Origin of the sequence: Nocardia sp. 852002-20019_SCH5090214, assembly GCF_001665865.1 — a bacterium.
GTDB classification, from domain to species: Bacteria; Actinomycetota; Actinomycetes; order Mycobacteriales; family Mycobacteriaceae; genus Nocardia; species Nocardia nova.
In genome coordinates, this window is record NZ_LZMK01000044.1 from 23,069 (window position 1) to 44,109 (window position 21,041).

Consider the following 21,041-nt stretch of genomic DNA (forward strand, 5'->3'; position numbering starts at 1 on the left):
TTCACGGCGTCCACCCCCTGGTCATCGCCCGGCCGACTCCGATCGGCGCCACGGACGTGCCCGCTGCCCGCGCATCGCCACGCCGCACCTCGTTCGCACCCTCCACCTCCGCAGGAGCGGCGTGCTCCGACCCATCCGATTCGGGGCCGGCCGACTCTCGTTGCGCGGCATGATCTTCCGCCGGGTCCGAGTCCGCCCGCGCGTGTACCTCGATGATGTGGTCCGCGATGGCGAGCACGGTGGGGCGGTGCGCCACCACGACGACCGTCGCGCCCGCGCGGGCCCGTTCGGTCAGGGCGGCGAGGACCGTCGCCTCACTGTGTTCGTCGAGATGGGCGGTGGGTTCGTCGAAGAGCAGAATCGGGCGGTCGGCGGCCAGCACGCGAACCAATGCCAGGCGTTGGCGCTGGCCGAGGGACAGACCGACGCCGCCGGGACCCACCACGGTGTCCCAACCGTCCGGAAGTTCGTCGAGTACGGTGTCGAAACCCGTTGCCGCACAAGCATTGTCGACGGCCTCGGCGCGGCCGGTCGTACCGCCGCGCCCGCCGTCACCAGCTTGCGCGCCGAAGAGTTCGAGGTTCTCTCGCAAGGTGCCGGGCAGCAGCACCGGGCGCTGCGGCAACCAGGCGATATGCGACCACCACCCGTCCGGATCGAGCTCGCCGGCCGGGCGCCCACCCGCCAGAACCGCACCCCGCTCCGGCGCCATCAGGCCCAATATCACTAGCAGCGCAGTCGATTTCCCGCTTCCATTGGGACCGATGAGGGCGGTCACCGCTCCCGGTCGCAGCACACCCGACAATCCGGCGGGTGCGTACCCGTCCCGCGCGCGCACCCACACGTCACGCAGCTCGATGTCTCCGGTCCCCGGTTCGACCGTCACCGGGACTCGCGCCGCGCGCGGCTCGCCGGATCGCCGGACACTGCGGGCATCTGCTCGCCGAGGTTCGGTGGGCGCGTCGGCCTCCACCGAGACTTCCCGCGCACCGGTGACGCCCGCGGACAGGTCCCGCTCGGTCCGGTCCGGCTCCAGTATCGCGAAAGCCCGTTCGGCAGCGGCCATTCCGTCCTGCGCCGCGTGGAATCTCTCCCCCACCGCACGCAGCGGCAGATAGACCTCGGGGGCGAGGATCAGGCCCAGCAGACCGGCGTACAGGCCCATATGCCCGAAGACCAGCCGCATGCCGATCGACACCGCGACCAGTGCCACGCACAGGGTCGCCAGCATCTCCAGCACCATCGACGACAGGAACGCCATCCGCAGCGTCGCCATGGTCCGCTTGTGCAGCGCCTCGCCGAGCTCGCGCACCCGATGCCGCATGGTCGGCGCACCGTCCTCGGCCGCACCGGTTTCCCGGCCGAGCGCCCGCAGCGTCGGCATGCCGGCGAACAGGTCGAGCATCTGATCCGACAGCCGGGTGGTGGCGGCCAGGGCGTCGGCGGCACGGCCCTGGGTCATCAGCCCGATCAGGATCATGAAGATCGGGATCAGCGGCAGCGTCACCAGGATGATGATCGCCGCGGTGAGATCGTGCACCGCGATCACGGCCAGCACGACGGGCGGCACCAGGACCGCGAGCAGCAACGCGGGCAGATATCCGGTGAGATAGGCGCGCAATCCGCCCAGCCCGTCGCCGACCACCACCGCCAGTTCGGTTCGCCGCCGATCCAGCTCCCGCGGCGGCAGTGCGGCTCCGGCGGCCAGGACGGAATTCTCCAACTCCGCGACGACCTGTGCGCCGGCTCGATGCGCCAGCCGCGACTGCCACCAGCTCGCCACCGTCCGCACCGCGATCGCCGCCGCCAGAATCGCCAGCTCGGTGGTCCACGCGCCGATCGTGCGCTGCCCGGGATCGGTGATCACGCCCGCCGCGATCCGGGCCAGCATCAGCGCCGCGACCACGATGCCCGCCGTGATCACCAGCGACAGTCCCACGCTGATGATCAGATATCGGCGGGCCGAGCGGGCATGGCGCCACAGCCGGGGATCGACGGGACGGGCCATCGTGGACCTACCGCGCGCCGCTGCGCATCGACAGGCCGATCGGCGCCGGGATCTGCTCGACGGTGATGCGCTTGCGGAAGACCCAGTACGTCCAGCCCTGGTAGATCAGCACGACCGGAGTCAGCACCACCGCGACCCAGCTCATCACCACCAGCGTGTAATGCGTGGAGGAGGCGCTGACGGTGGGATGCCCGTCGACCATCCGGCCGTCGACGGTCAGCCCGTAGGCGGCGTCGATGGTGGACGGCAGCACGTACGGGAACAGCGCACCGAACAGCAGCACGATCGCGGCGACCACGGTGACGGCGGTGCCGGTGAACGCCCAGCCGTCGCGATGCCGCAGCACCGCACCACCGGCGAGCAGCAGGCCGAATACCGCCACGCCCAACGGGATCCAGGTCCAGCCCTGGCCGTGCGCGAGCTGGGTCCACAGCGCGAACGCGGCGGCGACCACGGTGGCCGGCAACCAGATCACCCGGGCGGTCCGCTCGGCGCTGTCGCGAATATCGCCGCCGGTCTTCAAGGCGATGAACACCGCACCGTGCAGGATGAACAACAGCAGCAGCGTCAGGGCGCCGAGCAGCCCGTAGGGGTTGATCAGGCCGAGCAGACCGCCCTCGATCCGCCGCTGCGCGTTGAGCTGCGTTCCGTGCACGATATTCGCGAAGGCCAGTCCCCAGGCCAGCGCGGGCACCCAGGAACCGAAGACGATCGCGGCGTCGCACCATTTGTACCAGCGCGGATCGTGGATCTTGCCGCGCCATTCGATCGCCACCGCGCGCACGATCAACGCCACCAGGATCAGCAGCAGTGCCACGTAGAACCCGGAGAACAGGCTGGCATACCACTCCGGGAAGGCCGCGAACATCGCGCCGCCCGCGGTGATCAGCCACACTTCGTTGCCGTCCCAGACCGGTCCGATCGTGTTGAGTACGGCGCGCTTTCGCGTTTCGTCGCCGCGGCCGATGATCGGCATCAGTATCCCGACGCCGAAATCGAAGCCCTCGAGCACGAAGTAGCCGGTGAACAGGACACCGATCAGCAAGAACCAGAATTCGGGCAGACTCATCCTCGGCTCCTCAGTACGCGAACGAAAGCTTCTCGACCGCAGACGTTTCCGTCTCCGCGGGTGGCTGTTCGGGCCCCTCGATGACATAGCGCCGCATGAGGAAGAACCACACGACGGCAAGTGCGCCGTACACGAGCGTGAAGACGATCAGCGAGGCCAGCACGGTGCCTGCGGTATGCCCGGAGACGGCTTGCTGCACGGTCATCCGGATGGCCGGGTTCCCGGTCGGATTCGGTGCGACCACCCAGGGCTGGCGGCCCATCTCGGTGAAGACCCAGCCCGCGCTGTTGGCCAGGAACGGCGTCGGAATGCAGATCAGGCTCAGCCATTTGAACCACGGCTGATCCGGGATCCGTCCGCGCCGGGTCATCCAGAAGCCCAGCAGCGCGATGGCCGCCGAACCCACTGCCCAGCCGATCATGGCGCGGAAGGTCCAGTAGGTGACGAACAGATTCGGCCGATAGTCACCCGGGCCGAATTTTTCGTTGTAGCTCGCCTGCAGGTCCTTGACGCCCTGCAGCGTCACGCCGCTGAACCTGCCTTCGGCGAGGTAAGGCAGCACGCCGGGCACCTCGAGGACGCGGGTGATGCTGTCACAGTTGTTGTGGGTGCCGACGGTGAGTATCGAGAAGTCGGGATCGGTTTCGGTGTGGCACAACGATTCCGCCGAGGCCATCTTCATCGGCTGCTGTTTGAACATCAGCTTGCCCTGGATGTCACCGGTGAATACCAGTGCGATGCCGGCGATCACGATCACCCACATCCCGGCGCGGGCGGCGGGCCGCCACATACCGCGCGCCTCTTCCAGCAGCTCCGGATGGCCCGAGCGGGCGTTGCGAACCATCCACCAGCCGCCGATACCGGCTACGAAGGTGCCGGCGGTGAGGAACGCACCCGCCACGACGTGCGGGAAGGCCGCCAGCGCGGTGTTGTTGGTCAGCAGTGCGCCGATGCTCTGCAATTCGGCGCGGCCGGATTCGGGGTTGTAGCGGGCGCCGACCGGATGCTGCATGAACGAGTTGGCGGCGATGATGAAGAAGGCCGAGGCGTTCACGCCGATCGCGACCAGCCAGATGGTGGCCAGGTGCACCAGTTTGGGCAGCCGCGACCAGCCGAAGATCCACAGACCCAGGAAGGTCGATTCCAGGAAGAACGCGGCCAGGCCCTCCATGGCCAGCGGGGCGCCGAATACGTCGCCGACGAAGCGGGAGTACTCGCTCCAGTTCATGCCGAACTGGAACTCCTGCACGATGCCGGTGGCGACACCGAGCGCGAAGTTGATCATGAACAATTTGCCGAAAAACTTCGTCAGCCGGTACCAGTGATCCTTACCCGTGATCACCCATGCGGTCTGCATCCCGGCGACCATGGGCGCGAGGCCGATGGTGAGCGGTACGAAGATGAAGTGATAGACGGTCGTGATCCCGAACTGCCAACGTGAGACGTCGACGACATCCATCCGGCGGCCTCCTGTGTCATGCGGGACATCCACACGTACTACGACATGTCGTAGTAGAGCCTACGCCGGTACAGCCGTGGATCAACGAGTCCTACGTCACGACATTCCAACAATTATTGCTGCGCGGTAACGGGTTCCGCTTTCGACGCTCCGACACCGCGGTCGAATCAGGTCCAGTCGGCGATATTCCAGGCTCGTTCGATCCCGCGATTCACCAGATCCGTGATTTCTTCGGCACAGTCCGGTGCCGACATCCGCAGCCCGTCCAGTGTCGCCACCCGCGCGGCCAGCGTGATGCTCGACAGTAGCCAAACACTGTCGGCGGTAACGAGATCCGCCGTGAACAGCGACTTGTAGCTGCAGTCCCAGCCGGCCTTGCCCGCCTCGGCGAACAAGGCGCGCTGGGTGATGCCGGGCAGCACGCCGTCGCGCGCGGGCGGGGTGAGCAACTGCTTGTCGCGCTGGATCACGACCGTCGAGCGCGGCCCCTCCAGCACGCGGTGCTCGGTGCTGGTGAAGATCACGTCGTCGGCGTCCTGGCGGGCCGCGAACCGCAGCGCCGCCATATTCGTCGCATAGGAGAGCGTCTTGGCACCCAGCAGGAGCCACGGGGCGGTGGTCGCGAGTTCGGTGGAGATGCCCCGAGTGAGAGTGATCACCGAGATGCCTTCGGCGCGAGCCTTACTCACCCGCTCGGCGACCGGGCTCACGAGCACGTAGCCGGTGAGATCCGGTGCCGGGCCGGACAGTTCGCCCGAACCGACGCGCTGGGACTCGGCGCCGTCGCGGCCCCGCGTCACGATCATGCGCAGCACGCCCTCGCGGTCGGATCCCCATTCCTTGACCGCCGACTCCACGGCGCTGCGCCACTGGGCGACATCCGGGTCGGGCAGGTCGAGTGCCTGGGCCGAACGGCGTAGCCGAGCCAGATGTAATTCCAGTGCACTCGCTTTACCGTCTCGCACCAGCATCGTCTCGAAGACGCCGTCGCCGCGCAACGTGCCGATATCGTCCGCGTAGAGCAACGGCTCGTCCGGATTCCGGACGGTACCGTCGAGTGTCACCAGAACTCGATCCACCATGCGTGGCAGCCTAGGCGAATCGAGCGCTCCAGGCGTGGGTACGCAATCGTCGGGCAACGCCCGGGCGAGCCCCGCGCCCACAGGCATATCCACGGCACACTCACCGCATACCTGCGGCAACCTGTGGCGCGGCGCGGGTCGGCGCGACCGCCTATTGTGGAAAACGTGTCCGTGGTTGCCGCCCCCAGTCCACTGCTCGGTCTCCCAGGGGCCGTGCCCGGCCCGCCCGAAAGTCCCGATGCCGCGGTCGCCTGGCATTACGGCGATCCCTTCGGGGAACAGCGTGCCGCGGCCCAGCGCGTGGCCCTCGTGGACCGTTCCCACCGTTTCGTGGCGAGGATCACCGGCGCCGAACGGCTGAGCTGGCTGCACACGATTTCCAGCCAGCACATCGCCGAGTTGAGCGACGGCCGGTCCGCCGAGAACCTGGATCTGGACCTCAACGGCCGCGTCCAGCACCACTTCGTGCTGACCGAACTCGACGGCACGGTGTGGATCGACACCGAAGGCGATCGTGGCCCCGCACTGCTCGACTTCCTGCAGAAGATGGTCTTCTGGGCCGCCGCGAAACCCGAGGCCGCACCGGACCACGCGGTCCTGAGCCTGCTCGGGCCGCGGGTGCGCGAGCTGACCGAGACGCTGGGCGTCGCCGCGCTGCCGGAGGTGTACGGCGCGGTCGCCCTGCCCGGCGGCGGATTCCTGCGTCGCATGCCGTGGCCCACCGAGGATTCCTACGACCTGGTCGTGCCGCGCGACCGGCTGAGCGAACTGTGGTCGGCGCTGACCGCGGCCGGCGCCGAACCGGCCGGGCTGTGGGCCTTCGAGGCGCTGCGGGTGGCGGCGTTGCGGCCGCGCATCGGCCTCGACACCGACGATCGGACCATTCCGCACGAGGCACACTGGATCGGCGGCCCGGACGAATTCGGCGCGGTCCATCTGAACAAGGGTTGCTACCGCGGACAGGAAACCGTCGCCCGCGTCCACAATCTCGGTAAACCGCCGCGGCATCTGGTGCTGTTGCATCTGGACGGCTCCGCCGATGCCCGGCCCGCGGCCGGCGACGCGGTGACCGCCGGGGGCCGCGCGGTCGGCCGCCTCGGCACGGTGATCGACCATTACGAACTCGGGCCGATCGCACTCGCGCTGGTCAAACGCGCCATCCCCGCCGACACCCGGCTGGAGGCCGGTCCGATGGCCGCCGCCATCGATCCGGATTCGATCCCGTCCGATGACGAGCCGCAGGCCGGCCGGCTCGCCGTGGACAAGTTGCGCGGCCGGTGAGCGCGCCCGCAGCGCCCCGGGAAATCGGCGCGATCGGCCACGTACTCGCGGTCTGTGTGCTCCATGCCGAACTCGCGGTGCCCGCGAAGGTGAGCCGGGTCGGCCGGACCGCGATCGACAAACGCCCGGTCGCCGACAGGGTGGCGGTCCGGGCGCTGGGACTGGCCGGTGACCGCGTCTGCGATACGAAACATCACGGCGGCGTCCACCAGGCCGTCTACGCCTACGCCGACGAGGACGCGCGGCAGTGGGGCGAGCAGCTGGACCGCACGCTTGCGCCCGGCTGGTTCGGCGAGAATCTGCGGGTGTCCGGGCTGCCCGTCAGCGATGCCGTGATCGGTGAACGCTGGCGCGTCGGCGACACGCTGCTCGAGGTCAGCGCACCGCGCGTGCCCTGCGCGACCTTCGGGCACTGGTCGGGCGAGAAGCAGTGGGTCAAGCGCTTCACGCTGCAGGCCGATACCGGCGCCTATCTGCGAGTGCTGACCGAGGGCACGATCGGCGCGGGCGACCGGGTGCACGTGGACCACATCCCCGAGCACGGCATCACGGTGCGCGACCTGTTCGCCGGACACGATCCGGCACGGCTGGAACATCTGCTGGCCGCCGAACCGACGATCTCCGAAGACGTGCGCATGCAGATCGCCCGGCATGCGCGGCGGGCCGCCAACCGGACGCGCAACACCGAACTCCACGAGGAGATTCGCGCCGCGGCAGTGCCGGACAGGGCGGCGGGCGCGGAAGCATCCACCGTTGCATCGAACGGGGCGCTGCCGGACCCCGCGCCGGCCGGCGGGGCGCAGCCGATACCGGCCGCGACGGCGTGCGGAACCGCCGGACGAGGAGATCGGCCGTGAGCGTAGAGCTGGTGGAAGTGGTCCGCTCCGGATTCCGCGAATGCGTGCACCGCGGGTCGGTGGTGATCATCGAACCCGACGGGGAACCGTCGCTGGCCCGGGGCGAGGTGCATCTGCCGATCTTCCCGCGGTCGACCAATAAGCCCATGCAAGCGATCACCTTGCTGCGCAACGGTTTCGAGCCGGTGGACGAGGCCGAACTCGCCATCGCCACCGCCTCGCATTTCGGCGAACCCGACCATCTGGCGCTGGTGCGGCGGCTGCTGGACCGCTTCGGCTTCGACGAGAACGGTCTGGAATGCCCGCCGGATCTGCCGATGGGCGAACAGGCCCGCGCCGAGGCACTGGCGCGCGACCGGCACTCGGCCCCTCGCAAGATCTACATGAACTGCTCGGGCAAACATGCCGCGATGCTGGCGACCTGTGTGATCAACGGCTGGCCGACCATCGGATATCTCGACCCCTCCCATCCGCTGCAGCAGGCGGTCACGGCGACGATCGCCGAGATCACCGGCGAACCCGAGACCGACCTCGGCATCGACGGCTGCGGCCTGCCGATCGTCCCGGTCTCGCTGATCAATCTCGCCCGTGCCTACGCCGGCCTCGCCACCGCGGCCCCCGGATCGCCGGAACGCCGGGTCGCGGATGCGATTCGCCACCACCCGCGAGTGATTTCGGGCACGGGCGCCCCCGATCTCGAGACCATGCGGGCGACCCCCGGACTGGTCTGCAAGATCGGAGCGGACGGTGTGCACGCGGGCGCGCTGCCGGACGGCCGCGCCTTCGCCTATAAGATCGATGACGGCCACGACCGGGCCCGGATGCCGCTGACGCAGGCGATTCTCCAGCGTATGGGGGTCGAGTGGACCGAGGCCCACGCCGCGCTCGCCGGGCCGCCGGTCCTGGGCGGCGGGGCCCGGGTCGGCATCATCCGGGCAATCCCGGGGGCGGTGTAGAAGCTCACCATTTCGGCGAACCCCCGCTCGACGGCCCCGCGAACGGTGGACGTTCCGGAGTCTTCACCGACTCCTGGAAGCGCGACCGCCTGACACACGCTAAAGTGTCTGTCAGGAAGATTATTAATTCGAACGGGGCCGCCAACCACCCCAGGCCGCCCCGCAGTGACGCGAGGGGGTCAGCCATGGGCCGTGGCCGGGCTAAGGCAAAGCAGACCAAGGTTGCACGCGAGCTGAAGTACAGCTCGCCGTCGACCGACTTCGCGAGCCTTCAGCGCGAGCTGTCGGGGCACTCCCCCCGGCGGAGCGGTGTGCTGTCCGAAGAGCACGATTCGGACGAATCGCTCAAGCGCTGGGAGGAAGATGAGGACTACGACGACTGGCGCCGCTGACTCGGATCGACGTATGCAGGGGGAGGCCTGAGGGGCCTCCCCCTTCGCACGTCGGCAGCGTTTCGGCCGATAGATCGACCGATCCCCACCTCGATGAGGGCTCGTAGTACGGGTTGCCGCCGCAGGTATCACCGATACCCAGGGCGGCATTACCCGAGTTCGGATTGCTCCGATTTCCACCGTCGCGCACGGTAGACGCTTCACCGTCCGAGCGCCCCGGAGTGGTGCCGTGGGCAACCCGTGAGCGCGTCGTTAGCGACCCCCGACACGACGCCTCCCGAGACGACAACGCCTCCCCGCCCGAACCGTGCGAGGAGGCGTCGATGTGTCCGCTCAGAACCTCGGATGTTCCCCGACCAGCGCCACGCGCGCGGCATCGGCATCCTTGGCCTTCTTGACCGATCCCAAGGTCCAGCATTCGATATGCCGCGCGGTCAGCACCGCGAGCGCACGATCGGCATCCTCGGGGGCGACGACGGCGACCATGCCGACGCCCATGTTGAAGGTCTTCTCCATCTCCGCCCGCTCGACCCGGCCGCGCTGCGCGATCAGTTTGAAGATCGGCGCGGGATTCCAGGTGCCACGGTCGATTTCGGCGACCAGCCCGGCCGGCAGCACGCGGGCCAGATTGTTCGCCAGCCCGCCGCCGGTGACGTGGGCGAAGGTGCGCACATCGGTCTCCGCGATCAGCGCCAGACAATCCTTGGCATAGATCTTGGTAGGTTCCAGCAACTCTTCGCCCAGGGTGCGGCCGAATTCCTCGACGTGCCCGGTGAGCGCCATCCGATCGATGTCGAGCAGCACCCGGCGCGCCAGGCTGTAGCCGTTGGAATGCAGGCCCGAGGAGCCCATCGCGATGACGACGTCGCCGGGCCGGACCCGATCCGGGCCCAGCACCTCGTCCGCTTCCACGACGCCGACGCCGGTCGCGGAGATGTCGTAGTCGTCGGCGCCCATCATGCCCGGATGCTCGGCCGTCTCTCCGCCCAGCAGCGCACATCCGGCCTGGATGCAGCCCTCGGCGATACCGGAGACGATCTGCGCGACCCGCTCCGGAACCACCTTGCCGACCGCGATGTAGTCCTGCAGGAACAGCGGTTCCGCGCCACAGACGACCAGATCGTCGACGACCATGGCGACCAGGTCCAGGCCGACCGTGTCGTGCTTGTCCAGCGCCTGCGCGACCGCGATCTTGGTGCCCACACCGTCGGTGGAGGCGGCCAGCAGCGGTTCCCGGTAGCCACCCTTGAGCGCGAACAATCCGGCGAAACCGCCCAGACCGCCCTGCACCTCGGGCCGGCTGGCCTTCTTGGCCAGCGGCGCGAACAACTCGACTGCGCGGTCGCCGGCCTCGATGTCGACACCGGCGGCGGCGTAGGACGCGCCTCCGGATTGGGCCTCGTCGGCGCCGGTGTCGTTCACACCGGCACCACTCGGGGTCTGCTCAGTCATTGTTCGGGAAAGCTCCAAACCGAATCGGCGGACAGATGCCTGATCACGCTACCGGAGCCGGATAACGAGACTGCACCGGTATTGGGCTGCACGTACGGATTCGAGGCTACCGTCACATCCACCATTGACATACATACCGTATGTAGGTAACTCTGGAACACATCACACCCACTCCGGAAGGCATGTCATGGGAATCAGCACCAGCCTCGGCCCGATTCGACACGTCGCCGTGCCGGGCGGCCGCATCCGCTATCACGACACCGGTTCCGGCTCGCCGGTCGTCTTCGTCCACGGCCTGCTCGTCAACGCCGATCTGTGGCGCAAGGTGGTACCGGACGTCGCCGCCGCCGGGCATCGCTGCCTCACCCCCGATTGGCCGTTCGGCTCGCATTCGGAGCCGATGCCGGCCGCCGACCTCACCCCGACCGGCGCCGCCGATCTGATCGCCGCGTTCCTGCGGGAACTCGACCTCACCGACGTCACCCTGGTGGCCAACGACACCGGCGGTGCGATCACGCAGATCATGCTGTCGCGCGATCGCAGCCGGGTCGGGCGCGTGGTGTTCACCAACTGCGACGCCTACGAGAAGTTCTTCCCGCAACCGTTCACTCCGCTGCCGCGGCTCTCGCGCGTACCCGGCCTGCTCACCGCGATTCTGCAGAGCCTGCGCTTCCGGCCGGCGCAGCGGCTGCCCCTCGCCTACGGGTTGGTCACCAAAGAGCCGCTGCCGCACGAGATCGCGGATTCCTACCTGCTGCCGAGCCGCAATTCCGCGGCCATCCGCGCCGATCTGCGCCGGTTCCTGCGCGATATCCACAAGCGCCATACCCTCGCGGCCGCACGCACTTTCGGCGAGTGGGATCTGCCGGTGCTGCTGGCCTGGGCCCCCGAGGACAAGGTGTTCCGGCTCGATTTCGCGCAGCGGCTGGCACACGATCTGCCTGATGCCACGTTGCACACGATCGAGGATTCACTCACCTTCATCTCGGAGGACCAGCCCGAGTTGCTCAGCCAGTTGATCGTGGAGTTCACTCGGCTGCATGCCACGCCGTAGCCAGGAGGACAGATCACGCGCGACGCGGGCGAGTCTCGAGTCGGTCGGGCGGCGGCTGTTCGCCGAACGCGGATATTCCGCGGTGTCGGCGGAGGAGATCGTCGCCGCGGCCGGTGTCACCCGCGGCGCGCTGCATCATCACTACGGCGACAAGCGCGGCCTGTTCATCGCGGTACTGGAACAGCTCGAGGCGGACAACACCGAGGAGGTCCGGCATGCGATCGATACCCTGCCCGACCCGACCGATCTGCTGGCCGCGATGGCGACCGGCCTGCACACCTTCCTCATGATCAGCCGCCGCCCGGAAACGGTCCGGATCGCCATGTCCGACGGCCCTGCGGTACTCGGCTGGCAGGGCTGGCGTGAGATGGAAGCGCGCCACGGCCTCGGGCTGATCACCAATCAGCTGGAATTGGCCGTCGAGTCCGGCCTCGCGCCCGCGGTCCCGGTCCGGACCCTGGCCCAATTGATTCTGGCCGCGATCACCGAGGCGGGCATGATCGTCGCGCACGCCGACGATCCGGATGCGGCCGGCGCCGAGGCCGAGCAGTGCATTCTGATGATGCTCGGCGGATTGCTCACACCGCCCAGCACGTCACCGAGCCTGTAGGTTCTCGAACCTGTTCGGCACCGAATGTGCGTGCGCCCCAAGTCGACTCGATCTTCGATGACACATGCCGGACCGCCACGACGAGCGGCCCGGCCACGACGTCACGCGTGACGCTCAGGGGCGGCTCAGCGCGCTCGCGTTGGCATTCTCGCCCAGGAGTTCAGATTCCGGCTTACCGGAGAGAATTCCTTCGAGGACGTTTTTGCCGACGGCAGCTTCATCGGGCAGCGGGATCGGGTACTTGCCGTCGAAGCAGGCACAGCACAGGCGGGTGCGCGGCTGCTCGGTGGCCGCGATCATGCCCTCGAGCGAGATATAGCCGAGGCTGTCGGCGCCGATGGAACGTCGCACGCTTTCGACCATCGCCGCTTCCGAATCCTGTGACCCCTCGGCCATTTCCGGCCCCGCGCCGTTGGCGATCAACTCGGCCGGCGAGGCGAAGTCGATGCCGTAGAAGCACGGCCACTTCACCGGCGGGGAGGCGATGCGCACGTGGATCTCCAGCGCCCCGGCCTCGCGCAGCATCCGGATCAGCGCGCGCTGGGTGTTGCCGCGCACGATCGAGTCGTCGACCACGATCAACCGCTTCCCGCGAATCACCTCGCGCAGTGGGTTGAGCTTGAGCCGGATACCGAGCTGGCGGATGGTCTGGCTGGGCTGGATGAAGGTGCGGCCCACGTAGGCGTTCTTCATCAGGCCCTGGCCGTACGGCACGCCGGAGCCCTGGGCGTAACCGACCGCGGCCGGCGTTCCGGACTCCGGGACCGGAATCACCAGATCGGCCTCGACGGGATGTTCGGCGGCCAGCCGGCGGCCGATGTCGACCCGGGTGGCGTGCACCGAGCGACCGGCGATCGTCGAATCCGGCCGAGCCAGATAGACGTATTCGAAGACACAACCCTTGGGTTCGGGGTTGGCGAACCGCAGCGAACGAACTCCGTCGGCGTCGATCGCCAGCAGTTCGCCGGGCTCGATCTCCCGGACGAACGAGGCGCCCACGATGTCGAGCGCGGCGGTCTCGCTGGCAACCACCCAGCCGCGGTCGAGGCGGCCCAGGCACAGCGGCCGCACACCCTGCGGATCCCGCGCCGCGTAGAGGGTGTGCTCGTCCATGAAGGTCAGGCAGAAGGCGCCGCGCAGCGTAGGCAGCAACTCCATGGCCGCCTGCTCGATGCTCTTGTCGGCCGCGGCATGGGCCAGCAGCGCGGTCATCACATCCGAATCCGACGTGGCGGTGATCGCACTGCCCGGCAGGCGGCCGTTGATCAGGCCCAATTCCCGGGCCCGCGTCGCCAGCTCGGCGGTGTTGACCAGATTTCCGTTGTGTCCCAACGCAAGTCCGGTGCCGACGGCCGTGGTGCGGAAGATCGGCTGAGCGTTCTCCCAGATGGTGGAACCGGTGGTGGAGTACCGGCAGTGCCCGATGGCGATATGCCCCGGCATCGCCGCCAGCGTCTGTTCGTCGAAGACCTGCGAGACGAGGCCCAGATCCTTGAACACCAGTACCTGCGAGCCGTCCGCGACCGCGATACCGGCGGCCTCCTGGCCGCGGTGCTGCAGTGCGTACAAGCCGTAGTACGTGAGCTTGGCCACATCCTCGCCCGGAGCCCAGACGCCGAAGACGCCACACTCCTCGCGGGGTTCGTTCTCAGGCTCGTCGACTGCGGAGGAGTTTAGGCCTGCGGCGGTCTTCGGGATCGACAGATCGGCGTGGGTCACCGTTTGCTCCCTGTTAGTCGGGCGGGGGGCACTCATCATTCTACGGGTCATCCGCGCGAAACCCACGTCCGGATCCTCCGGGTGGCGAGCTGTTTGCTGCTACGGTTCGTCCGTGGCGAGTATCGACACCGCAGTACAAAGTCGAAATCTACGGCGGCTTATTCCGTTTCGATGGATGTTCCCTGTGGCGGTCGTCTCAGTGGTGGCGGCGTTGTTGGGCCTGCTGTATCTCGACTATGTCGTCGACCCCCAGCGGAATCTGCACGACTTCCCGATCGCCCTGGTCAACCAGGATGTGGGTGAGACGCTCGGCGCGCCCGGCCAGCAGAAACACGTGAACTTCGGCGATCAGGTCGCCGACGGGCTGCGTGCGGCTGTGCCCGCCGACCAGATCGATCTGCGCGTACTGGGGCTGCCGGAGGCCCAGCAGCAGATGCAGAACGGCCAGGTCTACGGCACCGTAGTCATCCCCAGCGATTTCAGTAAGCGACTCGGGATCCTGGGTGTGGGCAGTGTCATACCGGGCGATATCGAGCGGCCGATCATCACCTTGCTGACCAATCCGCGGTCGGGCACCTACGCCACGCAGATCGTGGTGCGTTTCGGGGATCAGGCGCTGCCCCAGATCAACGAGAAGGTGGGACAGCAGCTCACCGAGCAGGTGCGGACTCAGCTCACCCCGGCGCCGGGCGGCCCACCGGCCCCCGAATTGTCCGGTGCGACCCGCCTCACCCTCGCGCAACCGCTGCAGATTCTGGTGCAGGAGTTCCATCCCCTGCCCGGCGGTTCCGGCCAGGGGCTGACGGCGTTCTTCTACGCACTGCTGTTGCTGATGGCGGGCATGCTCGGCGCGATGATCGTGCACACCATGATCGACTCGGCCCTCGGCTTCATACCGACCGAATACGGGCCGTGGTACGTGCACTATCCCGCCACACCCGTCTCGAGACTTCGCACGCTCCTGATCAAATGGGCGGTCATGGCGGTGGCCGCGGTCGTGGTCTCCGCGATCCTGCTCGGCATCGGCGCGGCATTGGGAATGCCGCTGGACAATCCGCTGGGGCTGTACCTCTACGGGGTGCTCGCGATCATCGCGGTCGGCTTCACCGGTATCTCCATCCTCGCCGCGATCGGTTCGGCCGGACTGCTGGTGAACATGATCCTGTTCATCGTGCTGGGCCTGCCGTCCTCGGGCGGCACGGTTCCGATCGAGGCGACACCGAAGTACCTCGGCTGGCTGGCCACCTTCGAACCGATGCACCAGGTGTTCCTGGCGGTGCGTTCGCTGCTGTATTTCGACGGCAACGGCGCGGCCGGTTTCACCCGCGGCTTCTGGATGACCGTGCTCGGCCTCACGATCGGTGTGGTGCTCGGCGTGGTCGTAACGCGCTTCTACGACCGAAAAGGGTTGGAGCGCAAGCCGATCAATCGTACCGAGCCCGCCCCGGCCTAGGTCACAGCGCGACCAGCGGCAGCCAGCGGGCCAACTCCCCCGCCCGGATTCCGGAGGCGCTCAACGCCCCCGAATCCACCGCGGCGTCGAAATCCAGCAGTCCGGTCGCGAGCAGCAACCACGTCCGCGGGTCGGTCTCCACCACATTCGGCGGCGTCCCCCGGGTGTGCCGCGGCCCCTCGATACATTGCACCGCCACGAAGGGCGGCACCCGCACCTCCACCGAGGCGCCCGGCGCCGCGGCGGCCAGACTCCGCGCGGTCCCGCGCACGGCCGCCGCGAGCTCGGACCGTGCCGGCTGGGCCGCCGACTCGTCGCGCAGCCACGCGCCGAGCGCCGCCACCGAATCACGCACCTGAGCAGGGTCCACAGCCGAACGTCGCGCCATTCCACCGAGCGTAGCGAGCCGAACGGACTCAGCGGTGCGATACACCCCGGCGATGCGCCGGTCACGCAGCGCCACCGCTACTCGCGGCGCCAGCGCGCCACCGGCATTCAGGGCGAGGTGAACGAGCGCCGGTGCCGTCGCACTGCCCGTGCGGCGACGCAGCCAGGAGAAGAGCAGCCCGCCCGCGGCGGTGAAGGCGACAGTGGCTGGGATGCTGTCACCCGCGGACCGTGCCGGATGAATGTGCCACAGGCCGAAAACCACTGCGCCGCCATACGTCCGCACGTACCCCGCGTCGTCGAAGAGCCGGTCCAGCGTCCCCCGGAAGATCAGCTCCTCGCTGTAGACGGTGCCCACCGGAATGTGGATGCCGACCCATTCGGCCGTACTCACCTCCGGCTCGCGCTCGGCGAACTCCGCCATTCGATCCCGGATCCCCGGTACGGCGAGCCCGACACCGTAAGCAGTACCGATCGCACCGAATGCCGCTGCGCCCCAAGCCCAACCGCGTCGAGAAAGCCACTCCGGCCGGCCGTCGAATACCGCGGCATACCCGGTCGCGAACGCGGCGTAGGCGACCGTGCGACCCCGTATGCCCGACCCCAGCCTCGGCAGCACGAGATTGCTCCACATCAGGGCGATGCACGACGCCGATAGGGTGCGCGCCACGCTTCGGATGTTCACCGACCCGCACCTCGCGAGTGCGCGTTCCGGCCGTAGCGCGAGGTTTTCGTCACTGTGCTCATTTCACCGCGCGTTCGAACGCTTCCGACAGTTCCAGCTGCGTCCGGATGTTCTCCTGCAGTTGCGGATTCCAGTCCGGAGGCGGCAGTACCGCGGCCCAGCCGTCGAGGACGAGGGTGCCGTAGTTGTGGCCGTGCCCGTCGCTGACCCCTTGGGCATTGGTCAGATCGGCGGCGACCTGCCAGAAGGTGACCAGCGGCCACCAGCGCATCTGCGTGGACACGTCGGAGCCACGCGGCTCGGAGAGCCAATCCGGTTGGGAGAAGATCAGATCCGGTGACCACCAGACGATGGGGTCGGAGGGATGCTGCAGGTAAGCGATGCGCGGACGCCGCCATTCCGGTGACGGTTTCGTCAGATCCGCTGCGGTGGAAGCGAATCGGACCACGAGACCGTCGGCGTAGATCGGTTCCACCTCGCGGGTGCCGGGGTCGCGACGCTCGACGAACTGTTTCCACAGCCGATTGGAATTCGGCGGGCCCACCCAGAGCGCGCCGTCGACCTCGGCGCGCAGATCGGCCAGGCCGTCGAAGGCCGCCTCCGAGCCCTGCGAACCCAGGCTTTCCCCGTACACCAGCAGCTTCGGCCTCGACTGCGCCGGTCGCGCCGACCAGGCGGCGTAGACCGCGTCGAACATCTTCTTCCCCGCCACCGCGACCTTCTGCCGGTCCGCGAGGAACGACAGCACACTCGGCAGATACGAGTACTGCGAGGCGAGGATCGCGGTGTCGCCGCCGTACATGTACTCGAGCGCGCCCGCGGTCGTCGAGTTCACCCATCCGGTTCCGGTGGTGGTGACGATCACCAGCACCTTGCGGTCGAAGGCGTGCGTGCGTTCGAGTTCGGCGACCGCGAGCTGTTCCTGGGTCTGTCCCTCGGCCGCCGATCCGAGACCGACGTAGACCCGAACCGGTTCGCGCGCGGGCTTTCCCATCACCGCGGCGATGCGGAAGGCATCGGGTCCGTGCGAGACGAACCACCGGCCCTCCGACCCGAGCGTGTCCCATTTGGCCAGGGACGCGGGGCTGCCGGAGCGCTCGGGTTCGGTCGGCTGCACGGCGTACGGCGTCATCTTGTCGTTGCGCACGCTGAACGCCGAGTTGGCGACGGTGAAGAAGGCCTCCGACAACACACCGTTGAACAGCAGCACCGCCACCACGGCCAGCACGATCGCGCCGACGCTCGGGGCCAGTTGCGGCGGCACCCGCACCCAGCGGCTGAGCAGACGGGCGAAGAACCGCACGATCCACCGCACCGTCCGGTAGATCGCCACCACCAGCGCGGCCACCGCGACGCTGAGCCCACCGGTACGCAGATAGGCGGCGCGCGTGGTGCCTTCCATATCCATCAGGCCGTAGATCTGCCGTTGCCAGTCGGCGGAGAGGACGAGCATGTAGATCGCGGTCAGCAGGCAGATCGTCAGGATCGTCACCTTCACCGCATAGCGAATCCGCAGCGACGGTGCGCGAAAACGCAAGCGCGGCCGGATCAGTCTGCGAAAGCCCCACTCCAGCAGACAGCCCACGCCGTAACCGATGGCGGCGTTCAGACCACTGATCAGACCTTGGAACAACCAGTCGCGCGGCAGCAGTGACGGCGTCACCGACCAGGCGAAAAACACTGTCGCGGTGACCAGGCCGACGTAGTTGAGGGCGATGATGTCGTCCTCGAGCCGGCGCAGCAGCCGCAGGCCTCGCCGATAGACCACAACGCCGCGCGTACGCAGCGTTGTGAGAGTCTCGGCGGTATCGAGCACCCGTCAAGTATGGCGGTCGGCGTGCCGAAATCGGGGACCTCGCCACGTGAGGCAAACAACGCCTACAGCGGGAATTACCCGGGGTACTCGAGTAGTTCTACGCACGTTCCCCGCGGCCCGGGACCGCAGACTCGACGATATGAGCACTCCCACCCAGCCGAAGAGCAGCCCCGCCTTCCTGGCCCAGGCCGCGATCGCCTTCGGCGTCAGTTTCGTCGCCGCCACCGTGGGCATCGTCTATCTGCCGCTGGATATCTGGCAGCGCGGATTCCTGTTGATGACAACGCTGTTCATGGTCTCGAGCGCCTTCACCCTTGCCAAGGTGATCCGCGACCAGTTCGAGTCCGCGCGCGTCCATCAGCGCATCGACGAGGCCCGCGTGGAAAAGCTGATGGCCGAACACGATCCGTTCCGGGTGTGAGCGGACCGCAGCGCTCCGGGTGCGGCCGCGGTCCGCCTCGGCTCACTCCGCGGTGGCGCCGAACAGCGCGGGCAGCGTGCCCTCGTGGGCGGTGCGCAGTTCGTCCATCGTGATCGAGAACTGGCCCTGCACCTCGACCGAGTCCGAGCCCTGATCCACCACGCCGATGCGCACCCACGGCAGTTCGCGCGCGGTGCACATCTTGGTGAAACGCGTTTCCTCCGACCGCGGGACCGCGACCAGGACGCGCCCGGCCGATTCCGAGAACAGCGTGACGAACGGATCGTCCCCCTCGGGCAGCAGGATGCGCACACCGGTTTCACCGGCCAGCGCTCCTTCGACCACCGCCTGGGCCAGGCCGCCCTCGCTGAGATCGTGTGCGGCGCTGATCATTCCGTCGCGCGAGCCGGCGGTCAGCACCTCGGCGAGCAACTGCTCGCGGGCGAAGTCCACCCGCGGCGGCACACCGCCCAGGTGATCGTGCTCGACCTGCGACCAGATGGATCCGTCGAATTCGTCACGGGTCTCGCCGAGCAGGATCAGCGTCTCTCCGGGCTCGGTACCGAATCCGGTCGGGATGCGCCGGTGCACATCGTCGATGACGCCGAGCACGCCGACCACCGGGGTCGGCAGGATCGCGGTCTGCCCGGTCTGGTTGTAGAAGCTGACGTTACCGCCGGTGACCGGAATGCCCAGGGCCACACAGCCGTCCGCGAGGCCGCGCACGGCCTGCTGGAACTGCCACATCACGCCCGGATCCTCGGGGGAACCGAAGTTGAGGCAGTTGGTGACGGCCTTGGGCGTCGCGCCGGTGGTGGCGACGTTGCGGTAGGCCTCGGCCAGCGCCAGCTGCGCGCCGGTGTAGGGGTCGAGTTTGGTGTAGCGGCCCGAGGCGTCGGTGGCCAGGGCGATGCCGCGGCCGGACTCCTCGTCGATGCGGATCACGCCCGCGTCGGCATGTTCGGCCAGCACCGTGTTGCCGCGCACGTAGCGGTCGTACTGCTCGACGATCCACTTGCGGCTGCACAGCTGTGGGCTGGAGATCATCTTCAGCAGCGTGGCCCGCAGCTCGTCACCGGACTTCGGCCGGGCCAGCCCGGCGGCGGTGTCGGCGACCAGCGCGTCCTGCTCCTCGGGACGCCGCACGGGCCGCTCGTAGACGGGGCCTTCGTGCGCGACGGTGCGCGGCGGCACGTCCACCACGGTTTCGCCGTGCCACTTCACCACCAGGCGGTCGCCGTCGGTGACCTCGCCGATCACGGTGGCGAGCACGTCCCACTTGTGGCAGACGGCCATGAACGCCTCGACGTTGTCGGGCGTCACCACCGCGCACATGCGTTCCTGCGATTCGCTCGAAAGCACTTCCGCCGGTGTCATATTCGCCGCGCGCAGCGGCACCTTGTCCAGGTCGATGCGCATTCCGCCGTCGCCGGCCGCCGCCAATTCCGATGTCGCACAGGACAGTCCGGCACCGCCGAGGTCCTGGATGCCGACCACCAGTCCGGCGTGGTACAGCTCGAGACAGCACTCGATGAGCACCTTCTCGGCGAACGGGTCGCCCACCTGCACGCTGGGCAGTTTCTTACGGCCGGAACCGGATTCGTCACCCGAGAAGGTGTCCGAGGCCAGCACCGACACGCCGCCGATACCGTCCAGCCCGGTCCGCGCGCCGAACAGCACGATCTTGTTGCCGGTTCCGGAGGCGAAGGCCAGGTGCAGGTCCTCCACCCGCATCACACCCGCGCACAGCGCGTTCACCAGCGGATTGCCCTGATAGGAGGCGTCGAAGACGGTTTCGCCGCCGACGTTGGGCAGGCCGAGGGAGTTGCCGTAGCCGCCGACACCGCGCACCACGCCGTCGACCACTCGCCGGGTGTCGGGATGGTCGGCCGCGCCGAAGCGCAACTGGTCCATCACCGCGATCGGCCGCGCGCCCATCGCCATGATGTCGCGCACGATGCCGCCGACGCCGGTGGCCGCGCCCTGGTACGGCTCGACGTAGGAGGGATGGTTGTGGCTTTCCACCTTGAAGGTGACCGCCCAGCCGTCGCCGATGTCCACCACGCCCGCGTTCTCGCCGATACCGGCCAGCATGGATGCGCGCATCTCGTCGGTGGTGGTCTGGCCGAAGTAGCGCAGGTGCACCTTCGAGGATTTGTAGGAGCAGTGTTCGCTCCACATCACCGAGTACATCGCCAGCTCGGCATCGGTGGGGCGGCGGCCCAGAATGTCGCGGATGCGCGCGTATTCGTCGTCCTTGAGACCCAGCTCCTTGTACGGCTGCGGGGTATCCGGGGTGGCTGCGGCGGCGCTGACGGTGTCGACGTGGACAGTCACGGT

General features: G+C 68.2%; 16 protein-coding genes and 2 pseudogenes. 8 read left to right on the forward strand and 10 right to left on the reverse strand.

Annotation, left to right across the window (positions count from 1 at the left end):
* Position 1: 1 nt before the first annotated feature.
* The 4 genes from cydD to A5780_RS04915 form a co-directional block, all read right to left on the reverse strand.
* Positions 2-2,008 carry a thiol reductant ABC exporter subunit CydD gene (gene cydD, locus A5780_RS38850; RefSeq protein WP_082857389.1) on the reverse strand — a complete coding sequence of 669 codons (2,007 nt, stop codon included), beginning with the start codon at positions 2,006-2,008 and terminating at the stop codon, positions 2-4.
* A gap of 7 nt (positions 2,009-2,015) precedes the next feature.
* On the reverse strand, positions 2,016-3,077 hold the full coding sequence (cydB, locus tag A5780_RS04905; RefSeq protein WP_063018083.1) for a cytochrome d ubiquinol oxidase subunit II: 1,062 nt from the start codon (positions 3,075-3,077) through the stop codon (positions 2,016-2,018).
* 10 nt (positions 3,078-3,087) lie between these two features.
* Positions 3,088-4,536: a cytochrome ubiquinol oxidase subunit I gene (locus A5780_RS04910; RefSeq protein WP_063018081.1), complete on the reverse strand. Its 1,449-nt coding sequence runs from the start codon at positions 4,534-4,536 to the stop codon at positions 3,088-3,090.
* A 167-nt stretch (positions 4,537-4,703) separates the two neighbouring features.
* Entirely contained in the window at positions 4,704-5,618 is a 915-nt protein-coding gene (locus A5780_RS04915) for an aminodeoxychorismate lyase (protein WP_064907828.1), read from the reverse strand.
* A gap of 165 nt (positions 5,619-5,783) precedes the next feature.
* Here A5780_RS04915 and A5780_RS04920 point away from each other — a divergent pair, with 165 nt between their 5' ends.
* From A5780_RS04920 to A5780_RS04935, 4 genes and pseudogenes are all read left to right on the forward strand, one after another.
* The gene (locus A5780_RS04920; protein WP_369817487.1) at positions 5,784-6,899 is read left to right on the forward strand and encodes a folate-binding protein YgfZ; all 1,116 of its coding nucleotides are present in this window, start codon (positions 5,784-5,786) and stop codon (positions 6,897-6,899) included.
* 23 nt (positions 6,900-6,922) lie between these two features.
* Positions 6,923-7,567: pseudogene (locus A5780_RS04925) on the forward strand (MOSC domain-containing protein); the annotation flags it as partial.
* Between the two features lie 185 nt (positions 7,568-7,752).
* On the forward strand, positions 7,753-8,712 hold the full coding sequence (locus A5780_RS04930; RefSeq protein ID WP_063018077.1) for an asparaginase: 960 nt from the start codon (positions 7,753-7,755) through the stop codon (positions 8,710-8,712).
* A 185-nt stretch (positions 8,713-8,897) separates the two neighbouring features.
* Positions 8,898-9,104 carry a DUF3073 domain-containing protein gene (locus A5780_RS04935; RefSeq protein WP_063018105.1) on the forward strand — a complete coding sequence of 69 codons (207 nt, stop codon included), beginning with the start codon at positions 8,898-8,900 and terminating at the stop codon, positions 9,102-9,104.
* Positions 9,105-9,437: 333 nt separating this feature from the next.
* On the opposite strand, the gene purM is transcribed toward A5780_RS04935, so the two are convergent.
* On the reverse strand, positions 9,438-10,556 hold the full coding sequence (gene purM, locus A5780_RS04940; protein WP_051756841.1) for a phosphoribosylformylglycinamidine cyclo-ligase: 1,119 nt from the start codon (positions 10,554-10,556) through the stop codon (positions 9,438-9,440).
* A 187-nt stretch (positions 10,557-10,743) separates the two neighbouring features.
* Between purM and A5780_RS04945 the strand changes: the two genes are divergently transcribed.
* On the forward strand, positions 10,744-11,610 hold the full coding sequence (locus tag A5780_RS04945; protein ID WP_063018076.1) for an alpha/beta fold hydrolase: 867 nt from the start codon (positions 10,744-10,746) through the stop codon (positions 11,608-11,610).
* On the forward strand, positions 11,597-12,220 hold the full coding sequence (locus A5780_RS04950; protein WP_030517429.1) for a TetR/AcrR family transcriptional regulator: 624 nt from the start codon (positions 11,597-11,599) through the stop codon (positions 12,218-12,220). Before A5780_RS04945 ends, A5780_RS04950 begins: the two co-directional genes overlap by 14 nt.
* Positions 12,221-12,334: 114 nt before the next feature.
* Here A5780_RS04950 and purF read toward each other — a convergent pair whose 3' ends face one another.
* Positions 12,335-13,939, reverse strand: a complete 1,605-nt coding sequence (gene purF / locus A5780_RS04955) for an amidophosphoribosyltransferase (protein ID WP_064902309.1) — start codon at positions 13,937-13,939, stop codon at positions 12,335-12,337.
* Between the two features lie 175 nt (positions 13,940-14,114).
* Here purF and A5780_RS04960 point away from each other — a divergent pair, with 175 nt between their 5' ends.
* Positions 14,115-15,392, forward strand: a complete 1,278-nt coding sequence (locus A5780_RS04960) for a YhgE/Pip domain-containing protein (RefSeq protein WP_064902308.1) — start codon at positions 14,115-14,117, stop codon at positions 15,390-15,392.
* Position 15,393: 1 nt separating this feature from the next.
* Here the strand turns inward: A5780_RS04960 and A5780_RS04965 are convergent, their stop codons facing one another.
* The 3 genes and pseudogenes from A5780_RS04965 to A5780_RS04970 all read right to left on the reverse strand — a co-directional run bounded on the left by A5780_RS04965 (position 15,394) and on the right by A5780_RS04970 (position 18,280).
* A complete protein-coding gene (locus A5780_RS04965; protein ID WP_030517426.1) occupies positions 15,394-15,780 on the reverse strand; it encodes a sterol carrier family protein in 387 nt (128 codons plus the stop codon).
* A gap of 114 nt (positions 15,781-15,894) precedes the next feature.
* Positions 15,895-16,413: pseudogene (locus A5780_RS42960) on the reverse strand (CPBP family intramembrane glutamic endopeptidase); the annotation flags it as partial.
* A gap of 109 nt (positions 16,414-16,522) precedes the next feature.
* A complete protein-coding gene (locus A5780_RS04970) occupies positions 16,523-18,280 on the reverse strand; it encodes an alpha/beta-hydrolase family protein (RefSeq protein ID WP_064907829.1) in 1,758 nt (585 codons plus the stop codon).
* Positions 18,281-18,419: 139 nt separating this feature from the next.
* Here A5780_RS04970 and A5780_RS04975 point away from each other — a divergent pair, with 139 nt between their 5' ends.
* A complete protein-coding gene (locus A5780_RS04975) occupies positions 18,420-18,701 on the forward strand; it encodes a YiaA/YiaB family inner membrane protein (RefSeq protein WP_063009921.1) in 282 nt (93 codons plus the stop codon).
* A 42-nt stretch (positions 18,702-18,743) separates the two neighbouring features.
* Here the strand turns inward: A5780_RS04975 and purL are convergent, their stop codons facing one another.
* Positions 18,744-21,038 (reverse strand): phosphoribosylformylglycinamidine synthase subunit PurL, encoded by a 2,295-nt coding sequence (gene purL / locus A5780_RS04980; RefSeq protein WP_064907832.1) that lies wholly within the window; start codon positions 21,036-21,038, stop codon positions 18,744-18,746.
* Positions 21,039-21,041 lie beyond the last annotated feature (3 nt).

Excerpts from the sequence above, each read along its gene's own strand:
- A5780_RS04910 (WP_063018081.1), bottom strand. The coding sequence starts at position 4,536 with ATGGATGTCGTCGACGTCTCACGTTGGCAGTTCGGGATCACGACCGTC.
- cydD (WP_082857389.1), bottom strand. The coding sequence starts at position 2,008 with ATGGCCCGTCCCGTCGATCCCCGGCTGTGGCGCCATGCCCGCTCGGCC.
- cydB (WP_063018083.1), bottom strand. The coding sequence starts at position 3,077 with ATGAGTCTGCCCGAATTCTGGTTCTTGCTGATCGGTGTCCTGTTCACC.
- A5780_RS04950 (WP_030517429.1), top strand. The coding sequence starts at position 11,597 with ATGCCACGCCGTAGCCAGGAGGACAGATCACGCGCGACGCGGGCGAGT.
- purM (WP_051756841.1), bottom strand. The coding sequence starts at position 10,556 with ATGACTGAGCAGACCCCGAGTGGTGCCGGTGTGAACGACACCGGCGCC.
- A5780_RS04960 (WP_064902308.1), top strand. The coding sequence starts at position 14,115 with ATGTTCCCTGTGGCGGTCGTCTCAGTGGTGGCGGCGTTGTTGGGCCTG.
- A5780_RS04945 (WP_063018076.1), top strand. The coding sequence starts at position 10,744 with ATGGGAATCAGCACCAGCCTCGGCCCGATTCGACACGTCGCCGTGCCG.
- A5780_RS04935 (WP_063018105.1), top strand. The coding sequence starts at position 8,898 with ATGGGCCGTGGCCGGGCTAAGGCAAAGCAGACCAAGGTTGCACGCGAG.
- A5780_RS04915 (WP_064907828.1), bottom strand. The coding sequence starts at position 5,618 with ATGGTGGATCGAGTTCTGGTGACACTCGACGGTACCGTCCGGAATCCG.
- A5780_RS04965 (WP_030517426.1), bottom strand. The coding sequence starts at position 15,780 with ATGGCGCGACGTTCGGCTGTGGACCCTGCTCAGGTGCGTGATTCGGTG.
- A5780_RS04975 (WP_063009921.1), top strand. The coding sequence starts at position 18,420 with ATGAGCACTCCCACCCAGCCGAAGAGCAGCCCCGCCTTCCTGGCCCAG.